This is a genomic window from Streptomyces sp. SM18 (genome assembly GCF_002910775.2).
In the GTDB taxonomy this organism is placed as follows: Bacteria; Actinomycetota; Actinomycetes; order Streptomycetales; family Streptomycetaceae; genus Streptomyces; species Streptomyces halstedii.
Window position 1 is genome coordinate 5,054,556 of sequence record NZ_CP029342.1, and the last position, 23,984, is coordinate 5,078,539.

At 72.6% G+C, this 23,984-nt stretch carries 19 protein-coding genes; 9 read left to right on the top strand and 10 right to left on the bottom strand.

Translation table 11 applies throughout. From position 1 onward, the window contains the following. The first annotated feature begins 300 nt into the window (after positions 1–300). From B9S64_RS22980 to B9S64_RS22990, 3 genes are all read left to right on the top strand, one after another. On the top strand, positions 301–813 hold the full coding sequence (locus tag B9S64_RS22980) for a MarR family winged helix-turn-helix transcriptional regulator (protein WP_103490410.1): 513 nt from the start codon (positions 301–303) through the stop codon (positions 811–813). Between the two features lie 136 nt (positions 814–949). Then, positions 950–1,282 carry a DUF3817 domain-containing protein gene (locus B9S64_RS22985; RefSeq protein WP_028438698.1) on the top strand — a complete coding sequence of 111 codons (333 nt, stop codon included), beginning with the start codon at positions 950–952 and terminating at the stop codon, positions 1,280–1,282. Positions 1,283–1,377: 95 nt separating this feature from the next. Then, positions 1,378–3,078 carry a methylmalonyl-CoA mutase gene (locus B9S64_RS22990; RefSeq protein WP_103490411.1) on the top strand — a complete coding sequence of 567 codons (1,701 nt, stop codon included), beginning with the start codon at positions 1,378–1,380 and terminating at the stop codon, positions 3,076–3,078. 166 nt (positions 3,079–3,244) lie between these two features. Here the strand turns inward: B9S64_RS22990 and B9S64_RS22995 are convergent, their stop codons facing one another. After that, complete coding sequence (locus B9S64_RS22995; RefSeq protein ID WP_103490412.1) at positions 3,245–3,880, bottom strand: TetR/AcrR family transcriptional regulator; 636 nt, start codon at positions 3,878–3,880, stop codon at positions 3,245–3,247. A gap of 332 nt (positions 3,881–4,212) precedes the next feature. Between B9S64_RS22995 and B9S64_RS23000 the strand changes: the two genes are divergently transcribed. The 4 genes from B9S64_RS23000 to B9S64_RS23020 all read left to right on the top strand — a co-directional run bounded on the left by B9S64_RS23000 (position 4,213) and on the right by B9S64_RS23020 (position 8,439). Next, positions 4,213–5,169, top strand: coding sequence for a tetratricopeptide repeat protein (locus B9S64_RS23000; protein WP_258037791.1), 957 nt, complete (start codon positions 4,213–4,215; stop codon positions 5,167–5,169). Positions 5,170–5,770: 601 nt separating this feature from the next. Next, a complete protein-coding gene (locus B9S64_RS23010) occupies positions 5,771–6,415 on the top strand; it encodes a DUF6230 family protein (protein WP_181012226.1) in 645 nt (214 codons plus the stop codon). Positions 6,416–6,509: 94 nt separating this feature from the next. Beyond that, a complete protein-coding gene (locus B9S64_RS23015) occupies positions 6,510–7,079 on the top strand; it encodes a DUF6114 domain-containing protein (RefSeq protein ID WP_103490415.1) in 570 nt (189 codons plus the stop codon). Then, complete coding sequence (locus B9S64_RS23020) at positions 7,069–8,439, top strand: hypothetical protein (RefSeq protein ID WP_103490416.1); 1,371 nt, start codon at positions 7,069–7,071, stop codon at positions 8,437–8,439. Before B9S64_RS23015 ends, B9S64_RS23020 begins: the two co-directional genes overlap by 11 nt. An 81-nt stretch (positions 8,440–8,520) precedes the next feature. On the opposite strand, the gene pyk is transcribed toward B9S64_RS23020, so the two are convergent. From pyk to pta, 3 genes are all read right to left on the bottom strand, one after another. Continuing rightward, entirely contained in the window at positions 8,521–9,948 is a 1,428-nt protein-coding gene (gene pyk / locus B9S64_RS23025; protein ID WP_103490417.1) for a pyruvate kinase, read from the bottom strand. 74 nt (positions 9,949–10,022) lie between these two features. Further along, positions 10,023–11,240, bottom strand: coding sequence for an acetate kinase (locus tag B9S64_RS23030; RefSeq protein WP_258037788.1), 1,218 nt, complete (start codon positions 11,238–11,240; stop codon positions 10,023–10,025). A 5-nt stretch (positions 11,241–11,245) separates the two neighbouring features. Then, positions 11,246–13,318, bottom strand: coding sequence for a phosphate acetyltransferase (gene pta / locus B9S64_RS23035; RefSeq protein ID WP_103490419.1), 2,073 nt, complete (start codon positions 13,316–13,318; stop codon positions 11,246–11,248). Positions 13,319–13,749: 431 nt separating this feature from the next. Between pta and B9S64_RS23040 the strand changes: the two genes are divergently transcribed. After that, the gene (locus tag B9S64_RS23040) at positions 13,750–14,775 is read left to right on the top strand and encodes an ATP-dependent 6-phosphofructokinase (protein WP_028438689.1); all 1,026 of its coding nucleotides are present in this window, start codon (positions 13,750–13,752) and stop codon (positions 14,773–14,775) included. A gap of 99 nt (positions 14,776–14,874) precedes the next feature. Here B9S64_RS23040 and B9S64_RS23045 read toward each other — a convergent pair whose 3' ends face one another. The 3 genes from B9S64_RS23045 to B9S64_RS23055 form a co-directional block, all read right to left on the bottom strand. After that, the gene (locus tag B9S64_RS23045; protein WP_103490420.1) at positions 14,875–15,498 is read right to left on the bottom strand and encodes a helix-turn-helix transcriptional regulator; all 624 of its coding nucleotides are present in this window, start codon (positions 15,496–15,498) and stop codon (positions 14,875–14,877) included. A 165-nt stretch (positions 15,499–15,663) separates the two neighbouring features. Continuing rightward, positions 15,664–16,338 carry a response regulator gene (locus tag B9S64_RS23050; protein WP_103490421.1) on the bottom strand — a complete coding sequence of 225 codons (675 nt, stop codon included), beginning with the start codon at positions 16,336–16,338 and terminating at the stop codon, positions 15,664–15,666. Beyond that, entirely contained in the window at positions 16,335–17,984 is a 1,650-nt protein-coding gene (locus tag B9S64_RS23055; RefSeq protein ID WP_103490422.1) for a sensor histidine kinase, read from the bottom strand. The genes B9S64_RS23050 and B9S64_RS23055 overlap by 4 nt, the downstream gene beginning before the upstream one ends. A 157-nt stretch (positions 17,985–18,141) precedes the next feature. On the opposite strand from B9S64_RS23055, the gene B9S64_RS23060 reads away from it, so the two are divergent. Further along, positions 18,142–19,506, top strand: coding sequence for a cation:dicarboxylate symporter family transporter (locus tag B9S64_RS23060; protein ID WP_103490423.1), 1,365 nt, complete (start codon positions 18,142–18,144; stop codon positions 19,504–19,506). A 133-nt stretch (positions 19,507–19,639) separates the two neighbouring features. Here B9S64_RS23060 and B9S64_RS23065 read toward each other — a convergent pair whose 3' ends face one another. The 3 genes from B9S64_RS23065 to B9S64_RS23075 are packed head-to-tail and all read right to left on the bottom strand — an operon-like array spanning position 19,640 to position 23,957. Next, positions 19,640–21,406, bottom strand: coding sequence for a class I adenylate-forming enzyme family protein (locus B9S64_RS23065; RefSeq protein ID WP_308460748.1), 1,767 nt, complete (start codon positions 21,404–21,406; stop codon positions 19,640–19,642). Beyond that, on the bottom strand, positions 21,391–23,139 hold the full coding sequence (locus B9S64_RS23070) for a CoA transferase (RefSeq protein ID WP_258317576.1): 1,749 nt from the start codon (positions 23,137–23,139) through the stop codon (positions 21,391–21,393). Before B9S64_RS23070 ends, B9S64_RS23065 begins: the two co-directional genes overlap by 16 nt. Then, positions 23,136–23,957 carry a methyltransferase gene (locus B9S64_RS23075; protein WP_103488965.1) on the bottom strand — a complete coding sequence of 274 codons (822 nt, stop codon included), beginning with the start codon at positions 23,955–23,957 and terminating at the stop codon, positions 23,136–23,138. Before B9S64_RS23075 ends, B9S64_RS23070 begins: the two co-directional genes overlap by 4 nt. Between the last annotated feature and the right edge of the window lie 27 nt (positions 23,958–23,984).

Consider the following 23,984-nt stretch of genomic DNA (forward strand, 5'->3'; position numbering starts at 1 on the left):
GGCCACGGTGGTCCGCCGCTCCCCGCTCGTCGTGTCGGCGGGCGCGCGGTCGGGACGCTCCTCCGCGCGGCCATTGGCCGAAAAGAACCGCACCGCCCGCTGTCCGGGCCCGGTCCGCGCGCCGCTCAGCCCCGGTCCGCCCGCCGCCGCCCCGCGAGGACTACCCGGAAGCCCCGCGAAGGCCCCCGGAGGTTCCGTGAAGGCCCAGCGAAGGCCCCGCGAAGGCCCTGCGAACAACTGTCCGGTACCGAAGTGCGAGACAGGGCTGACCGGCATGTGACCAGTGGGTAAGGTCGTGCCGTGCCGAAGCCGCTCAGCCTCCCTTTCGATCCCATCGCCCGCGCCGACGAACTCTGGCAGCGACGCTGGGGCCCGGTGCCCTCCATGGGCGCGATCACCTCGATCATGCGTGCCCAGCAGATCCTGCTCTCCGAGGTCGACGCGGTGGTCAAGCCGTACGGGCTGACCTTCGCCCGGTACGAGGCACTGGTCCTGCTCACCTTCTCGCAGGCCGGTGAGCTGCCGATGTCCAAGATCGGTGAACGCCTCATGGTGCATCCCACGTCCGTGACGAACACCGTGGACCGGCTGGTGCGCTCGGGGCTGGTCGCGAAGCGGCCCAACCCCAACGACGGCCGGGGCACCCTTGCCTCCATCACCGACAAGGGCCGCGAGGTCGTCGAGTCGGCGACCGAGGACCTGATGGCGATGGAGTTCGGTCTCGGGGCGTACGACGCCGAGGAGTGCGCGGAGATCTTCGCGATGCTGCGTCCGCTGCGGGTGGCCGCCCACGACTTCGACGACAAGGCCTGACCGGGACCGGGAGGGACAAGGTCTGACCGGGGCCGGGACCGGACGAGGCCTGACCGCGCCAGGCCGGACAAGGCCCGACCGGACCGGGACCGGGGCGCCGCAAGATCGCCCCTGCCCTCCGGTTAGGCTCGACGGCATGAAACCCAGCGTGCTGACCCGCTATCGGGTGATGGCCTACGTCACCGCCGTCATGTTGCTGATCCTCTGCGTCTGCATGATCTTCAAATACGGGTTCGACACGGGTGAGGGCCTCACCCTCGTGGTCTCGCAGATCCACGGCGTGCTCTACATCATCTACCTCGTCTTCGCCTTCGACCTGGGCTCCAAGGCGAAGTGGCCGATGGGCAAGCTGCTCTGGGTGCTGGTCTCCGGCACGATCCCGACCGCCGCCTTCTTCGTCGAGCGCAGGATCGTGCGCGAGGTGGGCCCGCTGGTCGCGGACGGCGCCGCGCAGCCCGTGAAGGCCTGATCCTCGCGGCGAAGGAGCCCCCGGTACCGCCCCGCGCGAAAGCGCCGGGCGGTTTGCCATCGACAGATAGTAGGACGTCCTAGTAAATTCGGAGCATGGACGCTGACGCTATCGAGGAGGGCCGCCTCCGCTGGCAGGCCCGTTACGACAAGGCCCGCAAGCGTGACGCGGACTTCACCACGCTCTCCGGGGACCCGGTGGAGCCCGCGTACGGGCCCCGGCCCGGTGACACGTACGAGGGTTTCGACCGGATCGGCTGGCCCGGCGAGTACCCCTTCACGCGAGGGCTCTACCCGACGGGCTACCGCGGCCGCACCTGGACCATCCGGCAGTTCGCCGGCTTCGGCAACGCCGAGCAGACCAACGAGCGCTACAAGATGATCCTGGCCGCGGGCGGCGGCGGGCTCAGCGTCGCCTTCGACATGCCGACCCTGATGGGCCGCGACTCCGACGACCCCCGCTCGCTGGGCGAGGTCGGGCACTGCGGGGTCGCCATCGACTCCGCCGCCGACATGGAGATCCTCTTCGGGGACATCCCGCTCGGCGACGTCACCACCTCGATGACCATCAGCGGTCCCGCCGTCCCCGTCTTCTGCATGTACCTGGTCGCCGCCGAGCGCCAGGGGGTCGATCCCGGGGTGCTCAACGGCACGCTCCAGACGGACATCTTCAAGGAGTACATCGCCCAGAAGGAGTGGCTCTTCCAGCCCGAGCCCCATCTGCGCCTCATCGGCGACCTGATGGAGCACTGCGCCCGCGACATCCCCGCCTACAAGCCGCTCTCCGTCTCCGGCTACCACATCCGCGAGGCCGGGGCGACGGCCGCCCAGGAGCTGGCGTACACCCTGGCGGACGGCTTCGGCTACGTGGAGCTGGGCCTCTCCCGCGGCCTGGACGTGGACACCTTCGCCCCCGGCCTGTCCTTCTTCTTCGACGCGCACCTGGACTTCTTCGAGGAGATCGCCAAGTTCCGCGCCGCCCGCCGGATCTGGGCGCGCTGGATGAAGGAGGTGTACGACGCGAAGACGGACAAGGCGCAGTGGCTCCGCTTCCACACCCAGACGGCCGGGGTCTCGCTCACCGCCCAGCAGCCGTACAACAACGTCGTACGCACCGCCGTCGAGGCGCTGTCCGCCGTCCTCGGCGGCACCAACTCGCTGCACACCAACGCCCTGGACGAGACGCTGGCGCTCCCCTCGGAGCAGGCGGCCGAGATCGCCCTGCGCACCCAGCAGGTCCTCATGGAGGAGACCGGCGTCGCCAACGTCGCCGACCCGCTGGGCGGTTCCTGGTACGTCGAACAGCTCACCGACCGCATCGAGGCCGACGCCGAGAAGATCTTCGAGCAGATCCGGGAGCGCGGCACCCGGGCCCATCCGGACGGCAGGCACCCCATCGGGCCGATGACCTCCGGCATCCTGCGCGGAATCGAGGACGGCTGGTTCACCGGCGAGATCGCCGAATCGGCCTTCCGCTACCAGCAGGCGCTGGAGAAGGGCGACAAGCGGGTCGTCGGCGTCAACGCCCACCACGGATCGGTCACCGGCGATCTGGAGATCCTGCGGGTCAGCCACGAGGTCGAGCGCGACCAGGTGCGTGAGCTGGCGGCCCGCAAGGAGCGCCGCGACGACGCGGCCGTCCGCACCGCGCTGGAGGAGATGCTGGCCGCCGCCCGCGACGGCTCCAACATGATCGAGCCGATGCTCAGGGCCGTTCGCGCCGAGGCGACCCTCGGCGAGATCTGCGGGGTCCTGCGCGACGAATGGGGCGTCTACACGGAGCCGCCGGGCTTCTGATCCGCCGGAGCGGGCGAATCCCAGGGCCGCGGCCCCGGATCGCGCGCCTCGGGCCGTGCGAGCCACGGGCCGCGCGACCTCGGGCCGTACGAGCTCCGGCCCGCGCGGTTCCCAGGCCGCGCGAGCCCGGCCGCCCGGCCTCCGGACGGTTCCGCTTCCGGGCCGGTCAGCTCGCGGGGCGGGGCGCCGACCCCAGGCCCGAGAGCAGCAGCAGGGTGAAGCGCCGGGCCCAGTCGGTGTCCACGGGCTCGGCGCTCACCAGCGCCCGGTGCACCACCGCGCCCGCGATCACGTCGAAGATCAGGTCGGCGGTGCGGGCCGCCACCTCCCCGTCCGGCTCCACGGGCAGCTCCCCGCGCCGCTGGGCGCGCTCCCGGCCCTGGAGGACGAGGCGCTTCTGCCGCGCCACGATGGAGTTCCGTATCCGGTCCCGCAGCGCCTCGTCGCGGGTGGACTCGGCGACCACCGCCATGAGCGCGGTCCTCGTCTCCGGCCGCTCCAGCAGGGCGGCGAACTGGAGCACCACCGCCTCCACATCGGCCGCCAGACTGCCCAGGTCCGGCAGCTCCAGCTCGTCGAAGAGGACCGCGACCGCGTCCACGACCAGCTCGTTCTTGCCGGCCCAGCGGCGGTACAGGGTCGTCTTGGCGACCCCCGCCCGGCTCGCCACGTCTCCCATCGTCAGCTTCGACCAGCCGAGGTCGACCAGCGACGCGCGGGTCGCCTCCAGGATCGCGGCGTCGGCCGCCGCGCTGCGGGGGCGTCCCGACCGCGTGGGCCGGGTGAGGCGGTGGCTCGGCATGCGGCGACCATACCGGCCGGTAAGTACCGCTGACCGGGGCCGGAGAGCGTGAGACAGATCACCGGGGGGTCTTGCCCCCGAGGGGGTCCGGGCAGTTACGCTACGGGTCGTAGCGTAAGGCGGCGGCGCGTCCGCCGGCTCGCGCCGCGACTGATCGACAGCCACAGGCGCCGGGTGGGGACCCGGTGCGAGGACGAGGTTTTCAGGGCCTCTTCGACCGTGTCCGTCCGCCCGTCGCGCACACCGGTGCGGCGACGGGCGGACACGGTTCGCGGATCGCTTTTCGCAACCGTGGGGCCAGGGGGGAGGATGTACGTATGCAGCCTAGGAACATGTCCATGAGCGGCGTCGTCGACCTCGCCGCTGTGAAGGCGGCCGGAGAGGCCAAGGCGAAGGCGGAGCAGGCGCGCGCCGATTCCGCCCGCACCGGGGGCGGCGGCGGGGTGTCCCCGTCCGCCCTGGTGATCGACGTCGACGAGGCGGGCTTCGAGACCGACGTCCTCCAGCGCTCCACCGAAGTCCCGGTCGTCATCGACTTCTGGGCCGAGTGGTGCGAACCGTGCAAACAGCTCGGCCCGCTCCTGGAGCGCCTCGCCACCGAGTACAACGGCCGCTTCGTGCTGGCCAAGGTCGATGTCGACGCCAACCAGATGCTGATGCAGCAGTTCGGGATCCAGGGCATCCCGGCCGTCTTCGCCGTCGTGGCCGGGCAGGCCCTCCCGCTCTTCCAGGGCGCCGCCCCGGAGAGCCAGATCCGTCAGACGCTGGACCAGCTGATCCAGGTCGGCGAGGAGAGGTTCGGCCTCACCGGGATCGTGGTCGACGCGGACGCCGACGTGACGGACAGCGCTCCGGCCGAGGTGCCCGCCGGCCCGTACGACGCGCTGCTGGAGGCCGCCGCGCAGGCCCTGGACGCCAGCGACTTCGACGGTGCCGTCCAGGCGTACCGGAACGTCCTGTCCGACGACCCGGTGAACACCGAGGCCAAGCTGGGTCTCGCCCAGGCCGAACTCCTCCGCAGGGTCGCGGGTTTCGACCCGCAGAAGGTCCGCGCCGACGCCGCCGAGAAGCCGGCCGACCCGACGGCGCAGATGGACGCCGCCGATCTGGACCTGGTGGGCGGACACGTCGAGGACGCCTTCGGCCGCCTCGTCGAGACGGTCCGCCGCACGTTCGGTGACGACCGTGACGCGGTGCGGGTGCGTCTGCTGAAGCTCTTCGAGGTGATCGGCCCCGAGGACCCCCGGGTCATCGCCGCGAGGACGGCTCTGGCACGCGTCTTGTTCTGATGTGACAACACGGCCGCGGTACCCCCTGGGTATCGCGGCCGTTTTCGCGGGGGAGCGACAACGGACGCCCCTGCTTTACCAAATCTTGACACAAACGCGTCCTGTTACTCCCAGTAAACCCCCCTCCCTGCTCTGTCCGGTTCAGGGCGGAAATCGCACTGTACGGGCGCCCCGTCGGCGTCACCCTGTGCGGCCGCCCGGTATCGCCCTGTCGTGCCCCGGTTATCGGGTCGTTACTAGCGAGTAACGACCCCCCTTGTGTGACGGCCGGGAATGCACCACGATCGGCCACGCTCGGTCCAATACCCGCCAGCCCGACGGCCAGTCGGCGCCGACGGACTGTTGGGTCCCCACCGGGTGGTCGGCGGCAGTGGCGCCGATCGCGGACAGGGGGGTTCCCCGCCCCTTCGGCGGGGCCTGTCCGGCCGGCCGCGCAGACGCGTGGCCAGTGGTTGTCGCTCGGGAGTGATCGCCGGTGATCGGGAAGCGGTACGCGCGTTCCGGTCCGGGCGCTCCCCTTCCCGAGGACGTAGCACTTCTCCCATCCCAGGACGGGCACGACGCCCGTACCGGAGATGTACGTCCGAGAAGGAGGAAATGAATGAGTTCCCAAGTTCGCGGTGGAACGAGATGGAAGCGTTTCGCTCTGGTCATGGTGCCGAGCGTCGCGGCGACCGCCGCGGTGGGCATCGGCCTGGCACAGGGCGCCCTCGCGGCGTCGTTCAGCGTGTCCGGGCAGGAGTTCAAGGTCAAGGCCACCGAACTGGAGGGCTGGGACTTCGTCCAGTACGGCAGCGTGGCCTCGGGCAAGACGCTCGAAGGTAAGGACATGCACGCCCCGGTGGCGGTGTCGGGCTTCAGCAAGGCCAACATCACCAACATGTGCCAGTCGGTCGTCACCCCGAAGGTGCCCGGCATCGGCACCGTGACGCTGCGTCTGGAAGCGGGCGGGGGCGGCACGCCGGTCAAGGCCAAGAGCCTCTACCTCGACGTGTCGGAACTCGACGCCGACGCCGAGTTCAAGAACATCGACATCGGTGTGGCCGCGGGGTCCCTGCCGAAGTCGGAGGGCAAGCCCGGTATCCAGCCGAACACCCAGGCCAACCCCTACGGCTTCTCGCAGCGTGCCGAGAAGGCCCTGCTGAAGAACGTCAAGCAGAAGGCGTGGGCCACGACGGCCGGCACCTTCAACCTCAGCGGACTGAAGCTGCGGCTCTCCACCGGCACCGACCAGGAGTGCTACTAAGCACCGCCCGGGTGGCCGGAGCACGCGTCGTGGGCTTCCGGCCACCCACCCCTTCTCCTCTCACAGCAGTACCGGTTCCAGGGAGCTGTTTTCCATGAGCCCCGAGTCCACAGGGCAGAACGAGCACTACCTCACCGTCATTCGGAGGGGATTCCGCACCTGGCGGGGCGACCGGCCGTTCTGGGCGGGTCTGTTCACCATGGCGGGTGGCCTTCCCATCGCCTACTTCCCGTACGCCAACATGCATCTCGGCAACATCACGCTGGCGATGTCCACCACGGCCGGCGCGGGTTCACTGATCATCGGGGTCCTGCTGGTCACCCTGGGCCTGACCATGTGGTTCCACAGCATCGTCCGGGTGTTCGCCGGGGTCGCCGCGATCCTGCTGGCGCTGATCTCCATCCCGGTCGCCAACATCGGCGGCTTCGTGATCGGCTTCGTCCTCGCCCTTCTCGGCGGGGCCCTCTCCGTCTCCTGGGCTCCGGGTGAGCCCGTGGAGGAGGAGGACACCGAGGAGGAGCGGGTGCCGGCCTCCTCCGTCCCGGTGCCCGCCGCGGCGGAGCGCGCGCCCGACGACGTACGGACGACCGTGGCCGTTCCCCAGCAGGCGGTGGAGCACGGCGGTACGGTCCCGGCCGAGGACGGGAGTCGTCGTGCGGGGTGACGAGACACAGCCGGAACCGGCCGGGGAGAAGACCCGGACCCGCCCCGGGCCCCGCCACGCGGCCCCCCGGAAGTCGTTGCTGACCAAGCTTCACCTGCCCGCGGGCAAGAAGGCGTTCGCGCTCGCCGCGATGCCCACCGCAGTGTTCGTCGGCATGGGCCTCACGCCCCGGCTCGCCCTGGCGGACGACACCTCCGACATCCCCTTCGCCCCCGGCCCGTGTGTGACCCGGTCCGACGAGCCGAGCGAGTCGCAGGAGCCGGAGGCGACACCGACACCGAGCGCCACCCCCACCGGCGACACCGGTAAGGGCGGCGAGGACGGGCAGGACGACACACCGGACACCGGCGGGACCACGGCCCCGGAGCCCACCACGAGCCCGAGCGCCTCCGCCCAGGGCCGGGACTCCGAACAGAAGGCCGGAATCTCCGGACAGAAGGCCCAGGCCTCCGACGCCTCCGAGCAGGAGGCCGAGGCGACGCCCACGCCCACCAGGTCGAAGAACCCCCTCGACCCGCTCGGTGTCGGTGACGCGCTCAGGGACCTGCTCCACATCCCCGGCAAGGAGACCGCGAGCCCGTCCCCGAGCGCCACCGACGAGCCGGAGGAGTCCTCCACCGCCGGACCGGCCGACGAGGACAAGGCCTCGGACCCGGCGAAGGACGGCAAGGACACCAAGGACGGCAAGGACAGCAAGGACACCGGCAGGTCCGGGGACGCGGACGCGGCGAAGGAGGCGGCCGACAAGACCGCCGACGCCATCCGCGAGGCCGCCGGCAAGGCGGGCCAGGACGTCGAGGAGCTGGACGAGGACGTCAAGGGCCTCGACCCGGTCAAGGACGACGACATCCCGGACGGCGCCAAGGAACGCTTCCCGTGCCCGGTGCCCGACCCCGAGGCACTCGCCGCGGCCGAACTGGAGCAGGGCGTCCCGCTGCTCCCGACCGACCCGTGGATCCTGGAGTCGTCGATGCTCACGCTCAACGGGCTGGACTACAAGGGCATCGTCGAGGTGCGCGCGGGGAGCGGCACCAAGAAGGTGCTCAAGTTCACCGCGAAGTCCATCGACATCAAGGACCTGCACCAGCTGACGACGGGTCCGGCCGGCACCACCGGCCACGTCAAGGCGCGCGGCGGCTCGACGTCCACCATCCGCGACGGCGAGGTGACGATGTACACGGAGGAGCTGAAGGGCAACCTCTTCGGCCTCATCCCGATCACCTTCAGCCCCGAGACCCCGCCGCCGCTGAACGTACCCTTCGCCTTCTTCACCAAGGTCAAGGTCACCCAGGCCGGCCAGTTCGGCGGCACGCTCACGATCCCGGGCCTGCAGAACTACTTCACCGGCGGCAACGGCTGAGGCCCGTCCGGGAGCCGCACAGGCCTGTGGCCCGCACCCCTCGGGGAGTGCGGGCCACAGGCCTGTGCGAGCGGCGGGGCGTCAGGCGCGCTCGGTGCTCAGGTGGTGCACCCGGACCATGTTGGTGGTGCCCGGGACACCGGGGGGCGAACCGGCCGTGATGACCATCGTGTCGCCGTCGCTGTAGCGGTTCAGCTTGAGCAGCTCCGCGTCCACCAGGTCGACCATCGCGTCGGTGTTGTCCACGTGCGGCACGACGTAGGACTCCACGCCCCAGCTCAGCGCGAGCTGGTTGCGGGTGGACTCCTCGGTGGTGAAGGCCAGGATCGGCTGCGCCGCGCGGTAGCGGGACAGCCGGCGGGCGGTGTCACCGGACTTGGTGAAGGCGACCAGCGCCTTGCCGTCCAGGAAGTCGGCGATCTCGGCGGCCGCACGGGCCACCGAACCACCCTGCGTACGCGGCTTCTTGCCCGGCACCAGCGGCTGGAGGCCCTTGGACAGCAGCTCGTCCTCGGCGGCGACGACGATCTTCGCCATCGTCTTGACCGTCTCGACCGGGTACGCGCCCACGGAGGACTCCGCCGACAGCATGACCGCGTCCGCGCCGTCCAGGATCGCGTTGGCCACGTCGGAGGCCTCGGCGCGGGTCGGCCGCGAGTTGGTGATCATCGACTCCATCATCTGGGTCGCCACGATCACCGGCTTGGCGTTGCGGCGGCACAGCTCGATGAGACGCTTCTGCACCATCGGGACCCGCTCCAGCGGGTACTCGACGGCCAGGTCGCCACGGGCCACCATCACGCCGTCGAAGGCGGCGACGACGCCCTCCATGTGCTCCACGGCCTGCGGCTTCTCGACCTTGGCGATGACGGGGACCCGGCGGCCCACCTCGTCCATCACCTTGTGCACGTCCTTGATGTCCTCCGCGTCCCGCACGAAGGACAGCGCGACCAGGTCGCAGCCCATCCGCAGCGCGAACCGCAGGTCCTCGACGTCCTTCTCGGACAGGGCGGGGACGTTGACCGCGGCGCCGGGCAGGTTGATGCCCTTGTGGTCGGAGATCACCCCGCCCTCGATGACGATGCTGGTGACCCGGGGGCCGTCGACCGAGACGACCTTCAGCTCGACGTTGCCGTCGTTGATCAGGATCGGGTCGCCCTTGGTGACGTCACCGGGCAGCCCCTTGTAGGTCGTGCCGCAGATCGACCTGTCGCCCGCGACGTCCTCGGCGGTGATGACGAACTCGTCACCGCGGACCAGTTCGACGGGGCCCTCCGCGAACTTGCCCAGGCGGATCTTCGGTCCCTGGAGGTCGGCGAGCACGCCGACCGCGCGGCCGGTCTCGGCGGCGGCCTTGCGGACGCGGTCGTAACGGCCCTGGTGCTCCTCGTGGGTTCCGTGGCTGAAGTTGAATCGGGCCACGCTCATGCCGGCCTCGATCAGAGCGACGAGCTGCTCATGGGAGTCGACGGCGGGACCGAGGGTGCAGACGATTTTGGAACGGCGCATGAGGCGGATCCTATCGGTTTGTTTCGCTGCGGAATATTCCGTCTGGTGGAAGGTACAAAGGTGCGCCCACCCGCTCAGTTGTGGGTCAGTGCGAAGGTCTGGCGGGCGATCTCCAGCTCCTCGTCGGTCGGCACCACGGCCACCGCGACCCGCGCGTCGGCGGGCGAGATCAGCCTCGGCCCGCCGGACCGCACGGCGTTGCGCTCCGGATCCACGGCCAGGCCGAATCCCTCCAGCCCCGCGACGGCAGCCTCTCGTACGGGTGCCGAGTTCTCCCCGACCCCCGCCGTGAACACCAGCGCGTCCACCCGGCCGAGGACCGCCGAATAGGCGCCGATGTACTTCTTCAGCCGGTGGATGTAGATGTCGAACGCCAGCGTGGCCCGCTCGTCGCCCTCCTTGACCCGGCGCAGGATCTCCCGCATGTCGTTGTCCCCGCACAGGCCCACCAGCCCGCTCTTCTGGTTCAGCAGGGCGTCGACGTCGTCCATCGACATCCCCGCCACCCGCCCCAGGTGGAAGGTGACCGCCGGGTCCACGTCCCCGGACCGGGTCCCCATCACCAGCCCCTCCAGCGGGGTCAGCCCCATGGAGGTGTCCACGCACTTCCCGCCGGCCACCGCGGAGGCCGAGGCGCCGTTGCCCAGGTGCAGCACGATCAGGTTGAGGTCCTCCAGGGGGCGGCCCAGCAGCTCGGCGGCCCGCCGCGAGACGTACGCGTGCGAGGTGCCGTGGAAGCCGTAGCGGCGGATGCGGTGGGCGTCGGCCGTCTCCACGTCGATCGCGTACCGGGCGGCGTACTCCGGCATCGACCGGTGGAACGCGGTGTCGAAGACCGCCACCTGCGGCAGGTCGGGGCGCAGACCGCGGGCCGTGCGGATGCCGGTGATGTTCGCCGGGTTGTGCAGCGGGGCCACGGGGACCAGCCGCTCGATCTCCTTCAGCACCTCGTCGGTGATCACGGTGGGCTCGGTGAACCTCAGCCCGCCGTGCACCACCCGGTGCCCGATCGCCAGCAGCTCGGGGGAGTCCAGGCCGAGCCCGTCGGCCGCCAGCTCGTCGGCGGCGGCCTTCAGCGCCTCGTCGTGGTCGGCGATCCTGCCGGTGCGCTCACGGGTGCGCCCGTCCCGAGGGGTGTGTGCCAGCCGGGAGGAGGACTCCCCGATCCGCTCGACGAGCCCGGTCGCCAGCCGGGACCGGTCGCGCATGTCGAGGAGCTGGTACTTGACCGACGAGGAGCCGGAGTTGAGCACGAGCACCCGGCTCGCGTCCGAGTGGTGGGTGGTGGACAACGTGTTCACTCCTCGCCCTGCGCCTGGATCGCGGTGATGGCCACGGTCGTCACGATGTCCTGCACCAGGGCGCCCCGCGACAGGTCGTTGACCGGTTTGCGCAGCCCCTGGAGGACCGGGCCGACCGCGACGGCGCCCGCCGACCGCTGGACCGCCTTGTAGGTGTTGTTGCCGGTGTTCAGATCGGGGAAGACCAGCACGGTCGCCCGGCCCGCCACCGGGGAGTCCGGCAGCTTCATGGCGGCGACGGACGGTTCGACCGCCGCGTCGTACTGGATCGGGCCCTCGATCCTCAGGTCCGGTCGCGAGGCGCGTACCCGCTCCGTGGCCTCCCGCACCTTGTCGACGTCCGCGCCGCTGCCGGAGGTGCCCGTCGAGTACGACAGCATCGCGATCCGCGGGTCCACGCCGAAGCGCCGCGCGGTGACCGCGGACTGCACCGCGATGTCGGCGAGCTGCTCGGCGTCCGGGTCCGGGTTGACCGCGCAGTCGCCGTAGACCAGGACCTTGTCCGCGAGGCACATGAAGAACACCGAGGAGACGATCGAGGCGTCCGGCTTGGTCTTGATGATCTCGAACGCGGGCCGGATGGTCGCCGCCGTGGAGTGCACCGTGCCGGAGACCATGCCGTCGGCCAGTCCCTCCTGGACCATCAGCGTGCCGAAGTAGTTGACGTCCGAGACGACGTCGTACGCCAGCTCCACCGTCACCCCGCGGTGCGCGCGCAGCACGGCGTACCGCTCGGCGAAGCCCTGGCGCAGCTCGGAGGTTTGCGGGTCGATGAGCTGGGTCCCGGCGAGGTCGATACCGAGGTCGGCGGCCTTCTTGCGGATGACGTCCGTGTCGCCGAGGAGGGTCAGTTCGCAGACGTCGCGGCGCAGCAGCACGTCCGCCGCGCGCAGGACGCGCTCCTCGGTGCCCTCGGGCAGGACGACGCGGCGCCGGTCGGCGCGGGCCCGCTCCAGCAGCTCGTGCTCGAACATCATCGGGGTGACCCGGCCGCTGCGGGCCACCGAGATCCGCTCCAGCAGGGCGGTGGTGTCCACATGGCGTTCGAAGAGGCCGAGCGCGGTCTCCGCCTTGCGGGGCGTTGCCGCGTTCAACTTCCCTTCGAGTGCGAAGAGTTCACCGGCGGTGGGGAAGGAACCGCCGGCCACCGCGATCACCGGGGTGCCCGGTGCGAGGCGGGAGGCGAGCCGGAGTATCTCCTCGCCGGGGCGCTCGTCCAGGGTCAGCAGGACGCCCGCGATCGGCGGGGTGCCCGCGCTGTGCGCGGCGAGGGAGCCGATGACCAGGTCCGCCCGGTCGCCGGGGGTGACGACCATGCAGCCCGGGGTCAGGGCCTTGAGCAGGTTCGGCAGCATGGCGCCGCCGAAGACGAAGTTCAGCGCGTCCCGGGCGAGCCCGGAGTCGTCCCCGAGCAGAACCGTTCCGCCCAGGGCGGTGGTGATCTGGGAGACGGTGGGCGCGGACAGCGCCGGCTCGTCCGGCAGCACCGAGCAGTCCACCGGGAGCTGGGCCGACAGCCCGTCCGCGATCTCCGCGCGGTCCTCGGCCGCCACCCGGTTCACGATCACCGTCAGCACGTCGCAGCCCAGCGAGGCGTACGCGCGGTAGGCGTTGCGCGCCTCGGACCGTACGGACCCGGCGTCCTGGCCCTGACCGCCGACCACCGTGATCACCGAGGCGCCGAACTCGTTGGCGAGCCGGGCGTTGAGCGCCAGCTCGTCCGGGAGCTGGGTGGCCGCGAAGTCCGTACCGAGGACCAGCACCACCTCGTACTCACGGGCCACCCGGTGGAAGCGCGTGACGAGCCGGGAGACCAGTTCGTCCGTGCCCTCCTCCGCCTGGATCGCGGAGGCCTCGTGGTAGTCCAGGCCGTACACCGTCTCCGCGCTCTGGGAGAGCCGGTAGCGGGCCCGCAGCAGCTCGAACAGCCGGTCCGGCCCGTCGTGGACCAGCGGACGGAAGACCCCCACCCGGTCCACCTGACGCGTCAGTAGCTCCATGACTCCCAGATCGACGACCTGGCGGCCGTCCCCCCGGTCGATCCCGGTCACATACACGCTGCGCGCCACGCGTGCCCTCCCGTCCTGATTGGCTGGCCTTGCCCCCTTGACGATACCTACGGAGGCGGGTAAGCCGCCCGCCGGGCCGGACCCGTCCGGAACATCGCTCCGAAAACCTTCCGCCCCTCGGCGGGGCCGCTGCCGGACCCGGCGTGGGACAATCACGATGACTCACGGCACGGGGCGCCGCGTGCCCTTCGCCGGGGCCGCTCCACGGGCCCCGGCCGCCCGGAGCGCGGCCCCCGGTCCGGTGCGTCGTACGGCCCCCGGGGCCGCCCGCATACTGGATGCGTCCGGGTGTTCCGGCCACGCGACGAGAGCGGGACCCCGCTCGATCGAGCGCGGCCGGGAGCGTGGGGACGCGACTGCCCCCACGCGCCCGCCAGGGATGGACGGGACAGCCCAGAGGCACGGCACTAGTGAGCAGGAGACAGAGCACGATGCGCATCGGAATTCTCACCGCAGGCGGGGACTGCCCCGGCCTGAACGCCGTGATCCGTTCGGTCGTCCACCGTGCCGTGGTGGGGCACGGCGATGAAGTCATCGGATTCGAGGACGGTTTCAAGGGCCTGCTCGACGGCCACTTCCGCCCCCTCGACCTCAACGCCGTCAGCGGCATCCTGGCCCGCGGCGGCACCATCCTCGGCTCGGCCCGGCTGGAGCGCGACCGGCTGCGCGAGGCCGCGGAGAACTGCGCGGAGCTGTCCCGCCGTTACGGCATCGACGCCCTCATCCCCATCGGCGGCGAGGGCACCCTGACGGCGGCCCGGATGCTGTCCGACGCCGGGATGCCCGTCGTCGGTGTCCCGAAGACCATCGACAACGACATCTCCGCCACCGACCGCACCTTCGGCTTCGACACCGCCGTGGGCGTCGCCACCGACGCCATAGACCGCCTGAAGACCACCGCAGAATCGCACCAGCGGGTCATGGTCGTCGAGGTCATGGGCCGCCACGCGGGCTGGATCGCGCTGGAGTCCGGCATGGCCGGCGGCGCGCACGGCATCTGCCTGCCCGAGCGCCCCTTCCAGGTCGACGACCTGGTCAAGATGGTCGAGGAACGCTTCGCGCGCGGAAAGAAGTTCGCGGTCATCTGCGTCGCCGAGGGCGCGCACCCGGCCGAGGGCTCCATGCCGTACGCCAAGGGCGAGATCGACCAGTACGGCCACGAGCGCTTCCAGGGCATCGGCAACCGCCTCGCGGCCGAGCTGGAGACGCGCCTCGGCAAGGAGGCCCGGCCGGTCATCCTCGGCCATGTCCAGCGCGGCGGAACCCCGACCGCGTACGACCGTGTGCTCGCGACCCGCTTCGGGTGGAACGCGGTGGAGGCCGTGCACCGCGGGGACTTCGGGCGGATGACGGCGCTGCGGGGCACGGAGATCGTGATGGCCCCGCTGGCGGACGCCGTGACCCGGCTGAAGACCGTGCCCAGCGACCGGATGTACGAGGCCGAGTCGGTCTTCTGACCCGCCCCCGGCTCCACCGGGCCCCGGCCGTCCCGCGCGTGGACGGCCGGGGCCACGCCGTGTCCGGACGGCCCGGCCCGGCCCGGCCGCGTCGAGCGGTCAGAGTCCGGCCGTACGCCAGAACTGCTCGACCACCCGGTCCAGGAAGTCCTGGCCCGTCCCGCCCTCCGCCCCCGCCGCGTCCCGGCCCGTACTGCTCCAGCTCAACGTGGAGACCGTCAACGCCTGGTAGTCGGCGTGCAACTGGGCCAGCACGTCCTCGACCAGGACCCGGTCCAGCGGGACCAGCTTGGCCACCGGCTTGACGTATGCCTGCCAGCGGGTCGTCACCGCCCGGTTCAGCAGCTCCGCCAGCTCCTCGTTGCGGCCGGTCGCCGTGAGGAACTGCGCGGCCGACAGGTCCAGCGCCGTGCAGAGCGCCGAGGCCTGGCGCTCGTTGCCCCGCCACCGGCCCGACTCCTCGATCCGCAGATACGCGGCGGGCGCCATCCCCACCGCCCGCGCCAGGTCCTCCGGGCTCATGCCCCGGGCCACCCGATGCTCGCGCAACGTGCTCGCCTCGGAGAGCAGTTCCCCCGGGGCGCACCACAACACTCCGGCGAGCGCCTTGAGTTCCCGTTCGTCCGGCAGGGCCACCCCACGCTCCCAGGCGAGCACGGTCTCGGCGGTGATCCGAAGCCCATACTGGGCACCGAGCCCGTAGGCAACATGTCCGGGAGCCATTCCCAGCGCCTCACGCAAGCGGCGCGCGGCTGGGGCGTTGAAGGGGGGATTCTGAGGCACGGTCCCACCGTAGGATGAACCGAACGCCCTGGCTACAGGCTGTGCGTCACCATTCACCCTTCGTACGATCCTCCGAGGAGTAATCGCGGGCGTCATCCGATGGTGTCAACGAGTTTCGGCCACCCATCGGTAGTGCAGCTCGGGCCGTCCCACCTGCCCGTAACTGGGGCGCCGCACCGCCCGGCCCACCGTCACCAGATGCTCCAGATACCGCCGCGCGGTGATCCGGGACATCCCCAGCTCCTCCCCGGCCGCCGCCGCCGTCACCCCGTCCCCGGACGCCCGCAGGACCCGGGTCACCGCGTCCAGCGTCGGCCCGCTCAGGCCCTTCGGCAGCGCCGCCGGCTCCGTGATCCGCAGCGCCCCCAGCGCCCGGTCCACCTCCTCCTGGCCGCTCGCCTCACCGGCCGCCGCCCGGAACTCCGCGTACCGCACGAGCCGGTCCCGCAGCGTGGGATAGGTGAACGGCTTCAGCACGTACTGCACGACCCCGAGCGAGACCCCCTCCCGCACCACCGCCAGATCACGCGCGGACGTCACCGCGATGACGTCCGCGCCGTGCCCGGCCGCCCGCAGCGAACGCAGCAGATGCAGGCCGTGCCCGTCCGGGAGGTACAGGTCGAGCAGCAGCAGATCCACCGGCGCGCGCTCCAGCGCCCGCACCGCCTCGGCCCGGGAGTGGGCGACCGCCGTCACCTCGAAGCCGGGGACCCGGCCCACGTACAGCTGATGGGCGTCGGCGGCCACCGGGTCGTCCTCCACGACCAGCACCCGGATCACGCCGTCACCTCAGGGGCGGCACGGCCCGTCAGCGGCAGCCGCACCGTGAACCGCGCGCCGCCGTCCTCGGACCTGTCCAGCGTGACCGTCCCGCCGTTGCGGTGCGCCGCCTGCCGGACGAGCGCCAGCCCGAGCCCGCGCCCCGTCCCGCGCGTGGTCCAGCCGCGCCGGAACACCTCGTCCGCGTCGTCCGGGGCGATCCCCGCACCCGTGTCCGCGACCCTCAGCAGCAGCTCGCCGCCGTCCGTGCGCGCCGTCACCGTGACCAGGGCGCGGGCCGCCGTGCGCTGCCCCGGCACGGCCGCGCCGCCGCCTCTCATCGCCTCCGAGGCGGCGTCCACCGCGTTGTCGATGAGATTGCCGAGCACGGTCACCAGATCGCGGGCCGCCAGCGACTCGGGCAGCGCCCCGTCGTCGATCAGGCTGTCCTCCGCCAGCACCAGCTCCACCCCCCGCTCGTTCGCCTGGGCCGCCTTGCCGAGCAGCAGGGCCGCCAGCACCGGTTCACCGACCGCGCCGACGACCCGGTCCGTGAGGACCTGCGCCAGCTCCAGCTCCGCCGTCGCGAACTCCACGGCCTCCTCGACCCGGCCCAGCTCGATCAGCGAGACCACCGTGTGCAGCCGGTTCGCCGCCTCGTGCGCCTGCGAGCGCAACGCCTGCGAGAAACCCCGCTCCGAGTCCAGCTCTCCCGACAGGGCCTGGAGTTCGGTGTGGTCCCGCAGGGTCACCACCGTGCCCCGCTGCTCCCCGCCGACCACCGGGCTGGTGTTCACCACGATCACCCGGTCCGCCGTCAGATGGACCTCGTCGACCCTCGGCCCGGACGCCAGCAGCGCCCCGGTCAGCGCCGCGGGCAGCTCCAGCTCGTCCACCCGGCGCCCCACCGCCTCGGGCCCCAGCCCCAGCAGTTCCCGGGCCGCGTCGTTGACCAGCGCGATCCGGCGCCGCCCGTCCAGCATCAGCAACCCCTCGCGCACCGCGTGCAGGGTGGCCGCGTGGTAGTCGTGCATCCGGCTCAGCTCCCGGGCGTTCATCCCGTGCGTATGGCGCCGCAGCCTGGCGTTGATCACGTACGTCCCGAGCGCGCCCAGCGCCAGCGCCGCGCCGGCCGCCAGGGCGAGCGCGCCGAGCTGCTCCCGTACCTGCGTGGAGACACGCTCCACGGTGATGCCTGCGCTGACCAGGCCGACCACCCGGCCCTCGTCGCGGACCGGGGTGACCACCCGTATCGAGGGCCCCAGCGTGCCGGTGTACGTCTCCTCGAACGTCTCGCCGAGCAGGGCCCGGTCGGTGTGGCCGATGAAGGGCCGGCCGATCTCGGCAGGGGTCGGATGGGTCCAGCGGACCCCGCGCGGGTCCATGATCGTGATGAAGGCGATCCCGGTCTCCGCGCGGACCCGCTCCGCGTAGGGCTGGAGCGCCGCCGAGGGGTCGGGGGCGCGGATCGCCTCCCGGACCGACGGCGATTCGGCCATCGCCAGGGCGGCGGTCCGCACCTGCCGCTTCGCGGTCTCCTCCGCCTGGTCCCGGCCCGACACATAGGCGAAGACGGCGCACCCGGCCACGACGGCCGCCACCAGCAGGGCCTGCATCACGAAGAGCTGGCCCGCCAGGCTGCGGGGGAGGACACGGGGCAGACGCATGCCTCCAGTCTGCCTGGCGGACCCCGCCGCCCCAAGGTGGCTCGAAAACGTCTGTGAACGATATGAACGCAAGGGTGACCGGGGTCACGCCGAGGTGGATAGTCGCCGGGACCCCCAGGGACGGGGGAGCGAACCGCAGAGAGCCGAGGAGGGCCCCGTGGCAGAGCAAACCGCACGCCGGGACCGTACGCACTACCTTTACCTGGCCGTGATCGCCGCCGTGGTGCTCGGCATCACCCTGGGCCTCGTGGCCCCGGACCTGGCCGTGGAGCTCAAGCCGCTCGGCACGGGCTTCGTCAACCTCATCAAGATGATGATCTCGCCGATCATCTTCTGCACGATCGTGCTCGGCGTCGGCTCCGTGCGCAAGGCCGCCAAGGTCGGCGCGGTCGGCGGACTGGCCCTCGGCTACTTCCTGGTGATGTCCACGGTCGCCCTGGCCATCGGCCTGGTCGTCGGCAACCTGCTGGAGCCGGGCTCCACCCTCCACCTCACCGACGCGGCACGCGCCGCCGGGGAGAAGCAGGCCGCCGGAGCCAGCGAGTCCACCGTGGACTTCCTGCTCGGCATCATCCCGACCACGATGGTCTCCGCCTTCACCGCCGGCGAGGTCCTCCAGACCCTCCTCGTCGCCCTGCTCGCGGGCTTCGCGCTCCAGGCGCTCGGCTCGGCGGGCGAACCCGTCCTGCGCGGCATCGGCCACATCCAGCGCCTCGTCTTCCGCATCCTCGCGATGATCATGTGGGCCGCCCCGGTGGGCGCGTTCGGCGCGATGGCGGCGGTGGTCGGTGAGACCGGGGTGGACGCCCTGAAGTCCCTGGCGATCATCATGATCGGCTTCTACGTCACCTGCGCGCTCTTCGTCTTCCTGATCCTCGGCGCGATCCTGCGCCTGGTGGCCGGGGTCAACATCCTCGCCCTGCTGAAGTACCTGGGCCGCGAGTTCCTGCTGATCCTGTCCACCTCCTCCTCGGAGTCGGCACTGCCGCGGCTCATCGCGAAGATGGAGCACATGGGCGTCAGCAAGCCCGTCGTCGGCATCACCGTGCCGACCGGCTACTCCTTCAACCTCGACGGCACCGCGATCTACCTCACGATGGCCTCGCTGTTCATCGCCAACGCGACCGGCGACCCGCTGAGCATCGGCGAGCAGATCTCGCTGCTGGTCTTCATGGTGATCGCGTCGAAGGGCGCGGCGGGTGTCACCGGTGCCGGACTCGCCACCCTCGCCGGCGGCCTCCAGTCGCACCGCCCCGAACTCGTGGACGGCGTCGGCCTGATCGTCGGCATCGACCGCTTCATGAGCGAGGCCCGCGCCCTGACGAACTTCGCGGGCAACGCGGTGGCCACGGTGCTGGTCGGCACCTGGACGAAGGAGATCGACCGGGCCCGCGTGGACCAGGTCCTCTCCGGGGCGCTCCCGTTCGACGAGAAGCTGATGACGGACGACGCCCACGGGGAGGCACACGTCCCGGAGCCGAGGGGCGGCGACGAGGAGAAGCCGTCGCTGGCCAAGGTGTAGGACGTACGCAGGCGCCGCGGTACGCCGGTGGGTGCGGCCGGTACGGGAGTGTCCGTACCGGCCGCACCGCTGTGTACCGCCGGGGTTCGAGGATTCTCGTGTCCCGGCGGTGTCCGCAGGCGTACGAGAGCGCTCAGCGGCACTCCGCCGCGGCCCGCTCGGACAGCGTGCGGCGGCAGACCTTCCCCGTGGGACCCAGCGGCATGGCCCCCACGCGCAGGAGCCGTTCGGGCAGCTTGCGTCGCTCCAGGCCCCGCCGCGTCAGGAACCCGCCCAGCTCCGGCAGCGAGGGCACCGGGGCGCCCGGCACGGGCCGGACACAGGCGCACAGCCGTTCACCGAGGTCCGGGTCGGGCACCGGGACGCAGATGGCCTCGGCGACCGCCGGATGGTGGGCGAGCTCCCGCTCGACCTCGGCGGGACTGATGTTGAGACCGCCGCGGATCACGACATTCTTCAACCGGCCGAGGACGGACAGCCCCCCGTCCGGGCCGAGCCGCCCGAGGTCACCGGTGCGCACCCAGCCGTCGGCGGTGCGGTAGCGCGCGTCCAGCGCCGGGTCCCCGACGTAGCAGAGGGGGGTCATCGGCCCCTTGGCCTGGATCTCCCCCGTGCCGCCGGGCGGTACGGGGCGGTCGTCGGGACCCGTGATCCGGATGCGGGTGACGGCCGGGTCGGGCACCCCCGCGTACTCCTCCTCGGCGTCGGGCGACCACACGGTGTGGCAGTTGACGCCGTCGGACGAGCCGTACACCGTCAGCACCGGCCGCCCGAACCGGCGCACACAGGCACGCGCCGTGGAGGCCGGCAGCGCCGCACCGCTGGACACGACCGCCCGCAGCCACGGGAAGTCCTCGCCTGGCCCCGGGAATTCCACGCCGGGCGCGGCCGGGGCCTCCGCCAGCCACCGCAGCATCGTCGGCACCCCGAAGACATGGGTGGGCCGGTGCGTGCCGAGCGCCCGCAGCGCCCCGCGCACCGAGAACGACGGCGGCACGACGAGGGTGCCGCCGAGCGCCGCCAGGGTGACGATGCCGCAGGAGCCGAAGGAGGAGGCCAGCGGGGCGAGGACCAGATGGCGGCGGGGCTCCGCGCCCGGGGCGAGCGCCCTGAGATAGGCGGCCCGGCCCCCGCCCATCGCCTGATGGGCGTAGGCGACCATCTTGGGCGCCGCCTCGGTGCCCGAGGAGACGAGGACACGGGCGGGCGCGGCCGGATCCACCGGCGCCGGACGCCAGGGACGGGTGGCCGCCGCCCCGAGCCAGCGGGTGCCCGGCAGACCGCGCACCGGGCTGAACAGCGCCTCCACATACGGAAGTCGCGCGCACGCGGCCACATCCTCCGGGTCGGCGCACACCAGCGCGCGGGCGCGGGAGGCGCCCAGGAGCGCGAGGGTGTCCCGGCTGCCGCCGCCCGGCGGATAGGGCAGGGCGACCGCGCCGATCGCGTACACCGCGAGTTCGGCGGCGACGGCGTCCCGGCCCCCGGGCAGCCGCAGCGCGACCACGTCCCCCGCGCCGAGCCCCGCCTGAATGAACAGGGCCCCGATACGGCGGACTTCGGCGTCCAGGGCGGCGAAGGTGAGCCCGCCACCGGCCGGTTCGCCGGTCTCCACCACGGCCTGGCGGCCGGGATGGCGCCGTACCTGGGCACGGAAGAGGGAGTAGAGGTCGAGGTCCGGGCAGAGACCGCCCTCGGTCCACGCGCGGCGGTCCGCCCGGGGCACCCGGTCGGGGAAGGGCACACCGGCACGGGAGGCCCAGGGCACCTCGGGCGCCCGCACCCCGGCCCCCGGCTTCGGCACTCCGGGCGTCCGCGTCCCGGCCCCCGGCTTCGGCACTCCGGGCGCCCGCGTCCCGGCCCCCGGGTCCAGCAGCGCGCCCGTCACGCGAACGTCCAAGGGCTGCGGACCGTGGCGTGCCCGTCCGGCGGCGCGGGATCCACGGCATCCCGGAATCGAGGATCACCGGGGAGGGTGGCGAGATCGCACCGCACCTCGGTGGCGTCCGCACCGGCGAGAGCCAGCCGCTCCAGCCACCCGGCGGTGGGGAGGCGGTCGAAGCGCGCGGCCACGGCACGCGGGTCGGCCGTACCCGGGCCGGTGAGGCGGGCGAGCAGGGAGAGGTCGGCGGCGGTCCGCGCGCCGAGGTGCAGATGGCCGTCGGCCGTGCGTACCGGCAGCTCCAGCGGCGACCGGGCCCGGCGCCGCACGGGCGGGCGGGGCACGAGACCGGCGGCCGACAGCAGCGAGGACGCGGCGCGCACCCCGTGCCCCCCGCGCTCGCGCCGCAGCAGCCCCGCCACCACCGCGTGGGCGCAGAGCAGCCCGCCGAGGACGTCGGTGAGGGTCATGAGCGAGGGCGCGGGCACCTCCCCGGCCGGCCGCAGGGCCGCGGCGAGACCGCTGCGCGCCTGGGCGAGATAGTCGGTGCCGATCGGGGTGGAGCCGGGCGGATAGGCGTCACCGAAACCGGAGGCACCGGCGTGGACGAGCCCCGGCCGGACCCGCCACAGATCATCGGCGTCGAGCCCCAGGCGCGCGGCGCGGCCGGGCGCCCAGTTGTGCACGAAGACATCGGCGTCCGCCACGAGTGCGCGCACGGCCGCCCGCCCGGCGGCGGTCCGCAGATCGGCCTCGACGACCCGTTTCCCGGCGTTGAGCGCCGAGTGGCGTACGGAGCCGCCGGAGGCCAGGGGCGGCAGCCCGCGCATCGGGTCACCACCCGGCGGCTCGACGCGGACGACCTCGGCGCCCAGCAGCCGCAGGACGTGGCCGGCGAGCGGGCCCTGCACCCGGCGGGTGGACTCCACGACCCGTACGCCCGTCAGCGGCAGGGCGCCGGACGCCCGCCCCGCGAACACCGGCGCGTACGTCGGTCCCGCCGTCAGGCACACCGGCTCCACCGGCACGTCGGGGACCGGACCGTCCGGCAGCGGGACGAGGCTGACCCCCTCGGCCTGCGCGGCGGCGCACAGGGCGGCGAGCGGTTGCGCGCGGGCCGCCGCCCGCAGCTCTCCGGGGAGCGGGCACACGGCGGTGGCGAACCGCTGCTGGAAGGGACCCCAGCCGTGCCCCGCCGACCGTGCGGGAACACCGAGCCGGTGCCAGAACCCCCGCCACGCCTCCGGGTCGAGGGTCTCGATCTCGAAGGCGGTGCCCTCCGCCGAGACCAGCGTGGCGCCCCCGGGCGCGCCCGGCTCCCGCGAGCCGCCCGGCGGGGCGGTGGCGGCGGCGAGGTACTGGGAGAGCGCGAGCAGGGCCCCCTGGGCGGCCGAGGTCCGCACCTCGCCGAGGCCGAGCCCCCGGTGCCGGGCGAACAGGACCGCGCACACCCCCTGGGCGGCGAGCACCCCGGCGGCGGTCGCGGCGTAGTCCACACCGAGCGGCAGCGGCCGGCCCGCCGCGCGCCCGTGGACGTGCATGATCCCGCAGGCCGCCTGGACCGCTTCTTCCCCGGCGAGGGGGCCCGTGACGGGCCCGGCCCAGTCCGCCGTCAGACGCACCTCCCGCACGGCGGCGGGCGGCACGGTCCCGTCGGTCGCCGCGCGCAGCAGACGGGCCGTCACCTCCGCGGTGGCGGCCGGGGTGACGGGGGTGGCGGTGGTGACGGGGGAGAGGACGGGGGTGCTCACCGCTCCACCGGCCCCGGCCGCCGGCCCCGCGTCGAGTACAGGACGCTGCTGGCCGCCAGGAAGCCCGGATCCCGCATGATCTCCCGCACCCGGTCGAGCTGCTGGTCCGTCATCCCCTGGGCGAGGAGCCGTTCGCGGAGGTGGTGGGTGTGGTGCAGCTGGAGCTGGAGGCTCGGTGATCCCGCGTGCCGCACCTCGACGTACGGGCGTACGTCGAGGTCCACCAGCCCGGCCGACCGCAGTGCGTCCGGCACCCGCCTGCCCCAGTGCGGATCACCGCCCCCGGCGCGCATCGCGGCGGACTTGGCGGCCAGGAAGGCGGTGTAGAGCCGTTCCGCCTCCGGGTCGGGGGCGAGGAGCGGGGGCTCGTACGAGGTGTCGAACTCGTCGATCTGGAGCACCCCGCCGGGCCGCAGGGCACGGACCAGCTTGCCGAGCACGGCGCGCCGTTCGGGCAGGTGCTGGAGGACGAGCCGGGCCACGACGAGGTCGTAACGGTCCTGCGGGAGCGGGTCGTTCACCAGGTCGTGGGCGCGCACCTCCAGGTGGGGGGCGGGGGAGATGTGGCGCGGGTCCACGTCGGTGGCGAGGACCGAACCGTCCGGGCCGACCCGGCCGGCCAGCCAGCGGGCGACGCTGCCGCCGCCCGCGCCGACCTCCAGGCAGTGCCAGCCCGGACCGACGCCCGTGGCGGCCAGCCGGGGCAGGGTCACGGGGTCGTAGGCGGCGGCGAGACAGCGGTGCTGCTCCGTGCTGTGCTCGGTGGCGTTGTCGAAGACATAACCCGCGGCGGGTTGCGTGGCCGTCGGCTGCGGCACGGTGGAGTCCTTCGGTGGGAGAGAAGG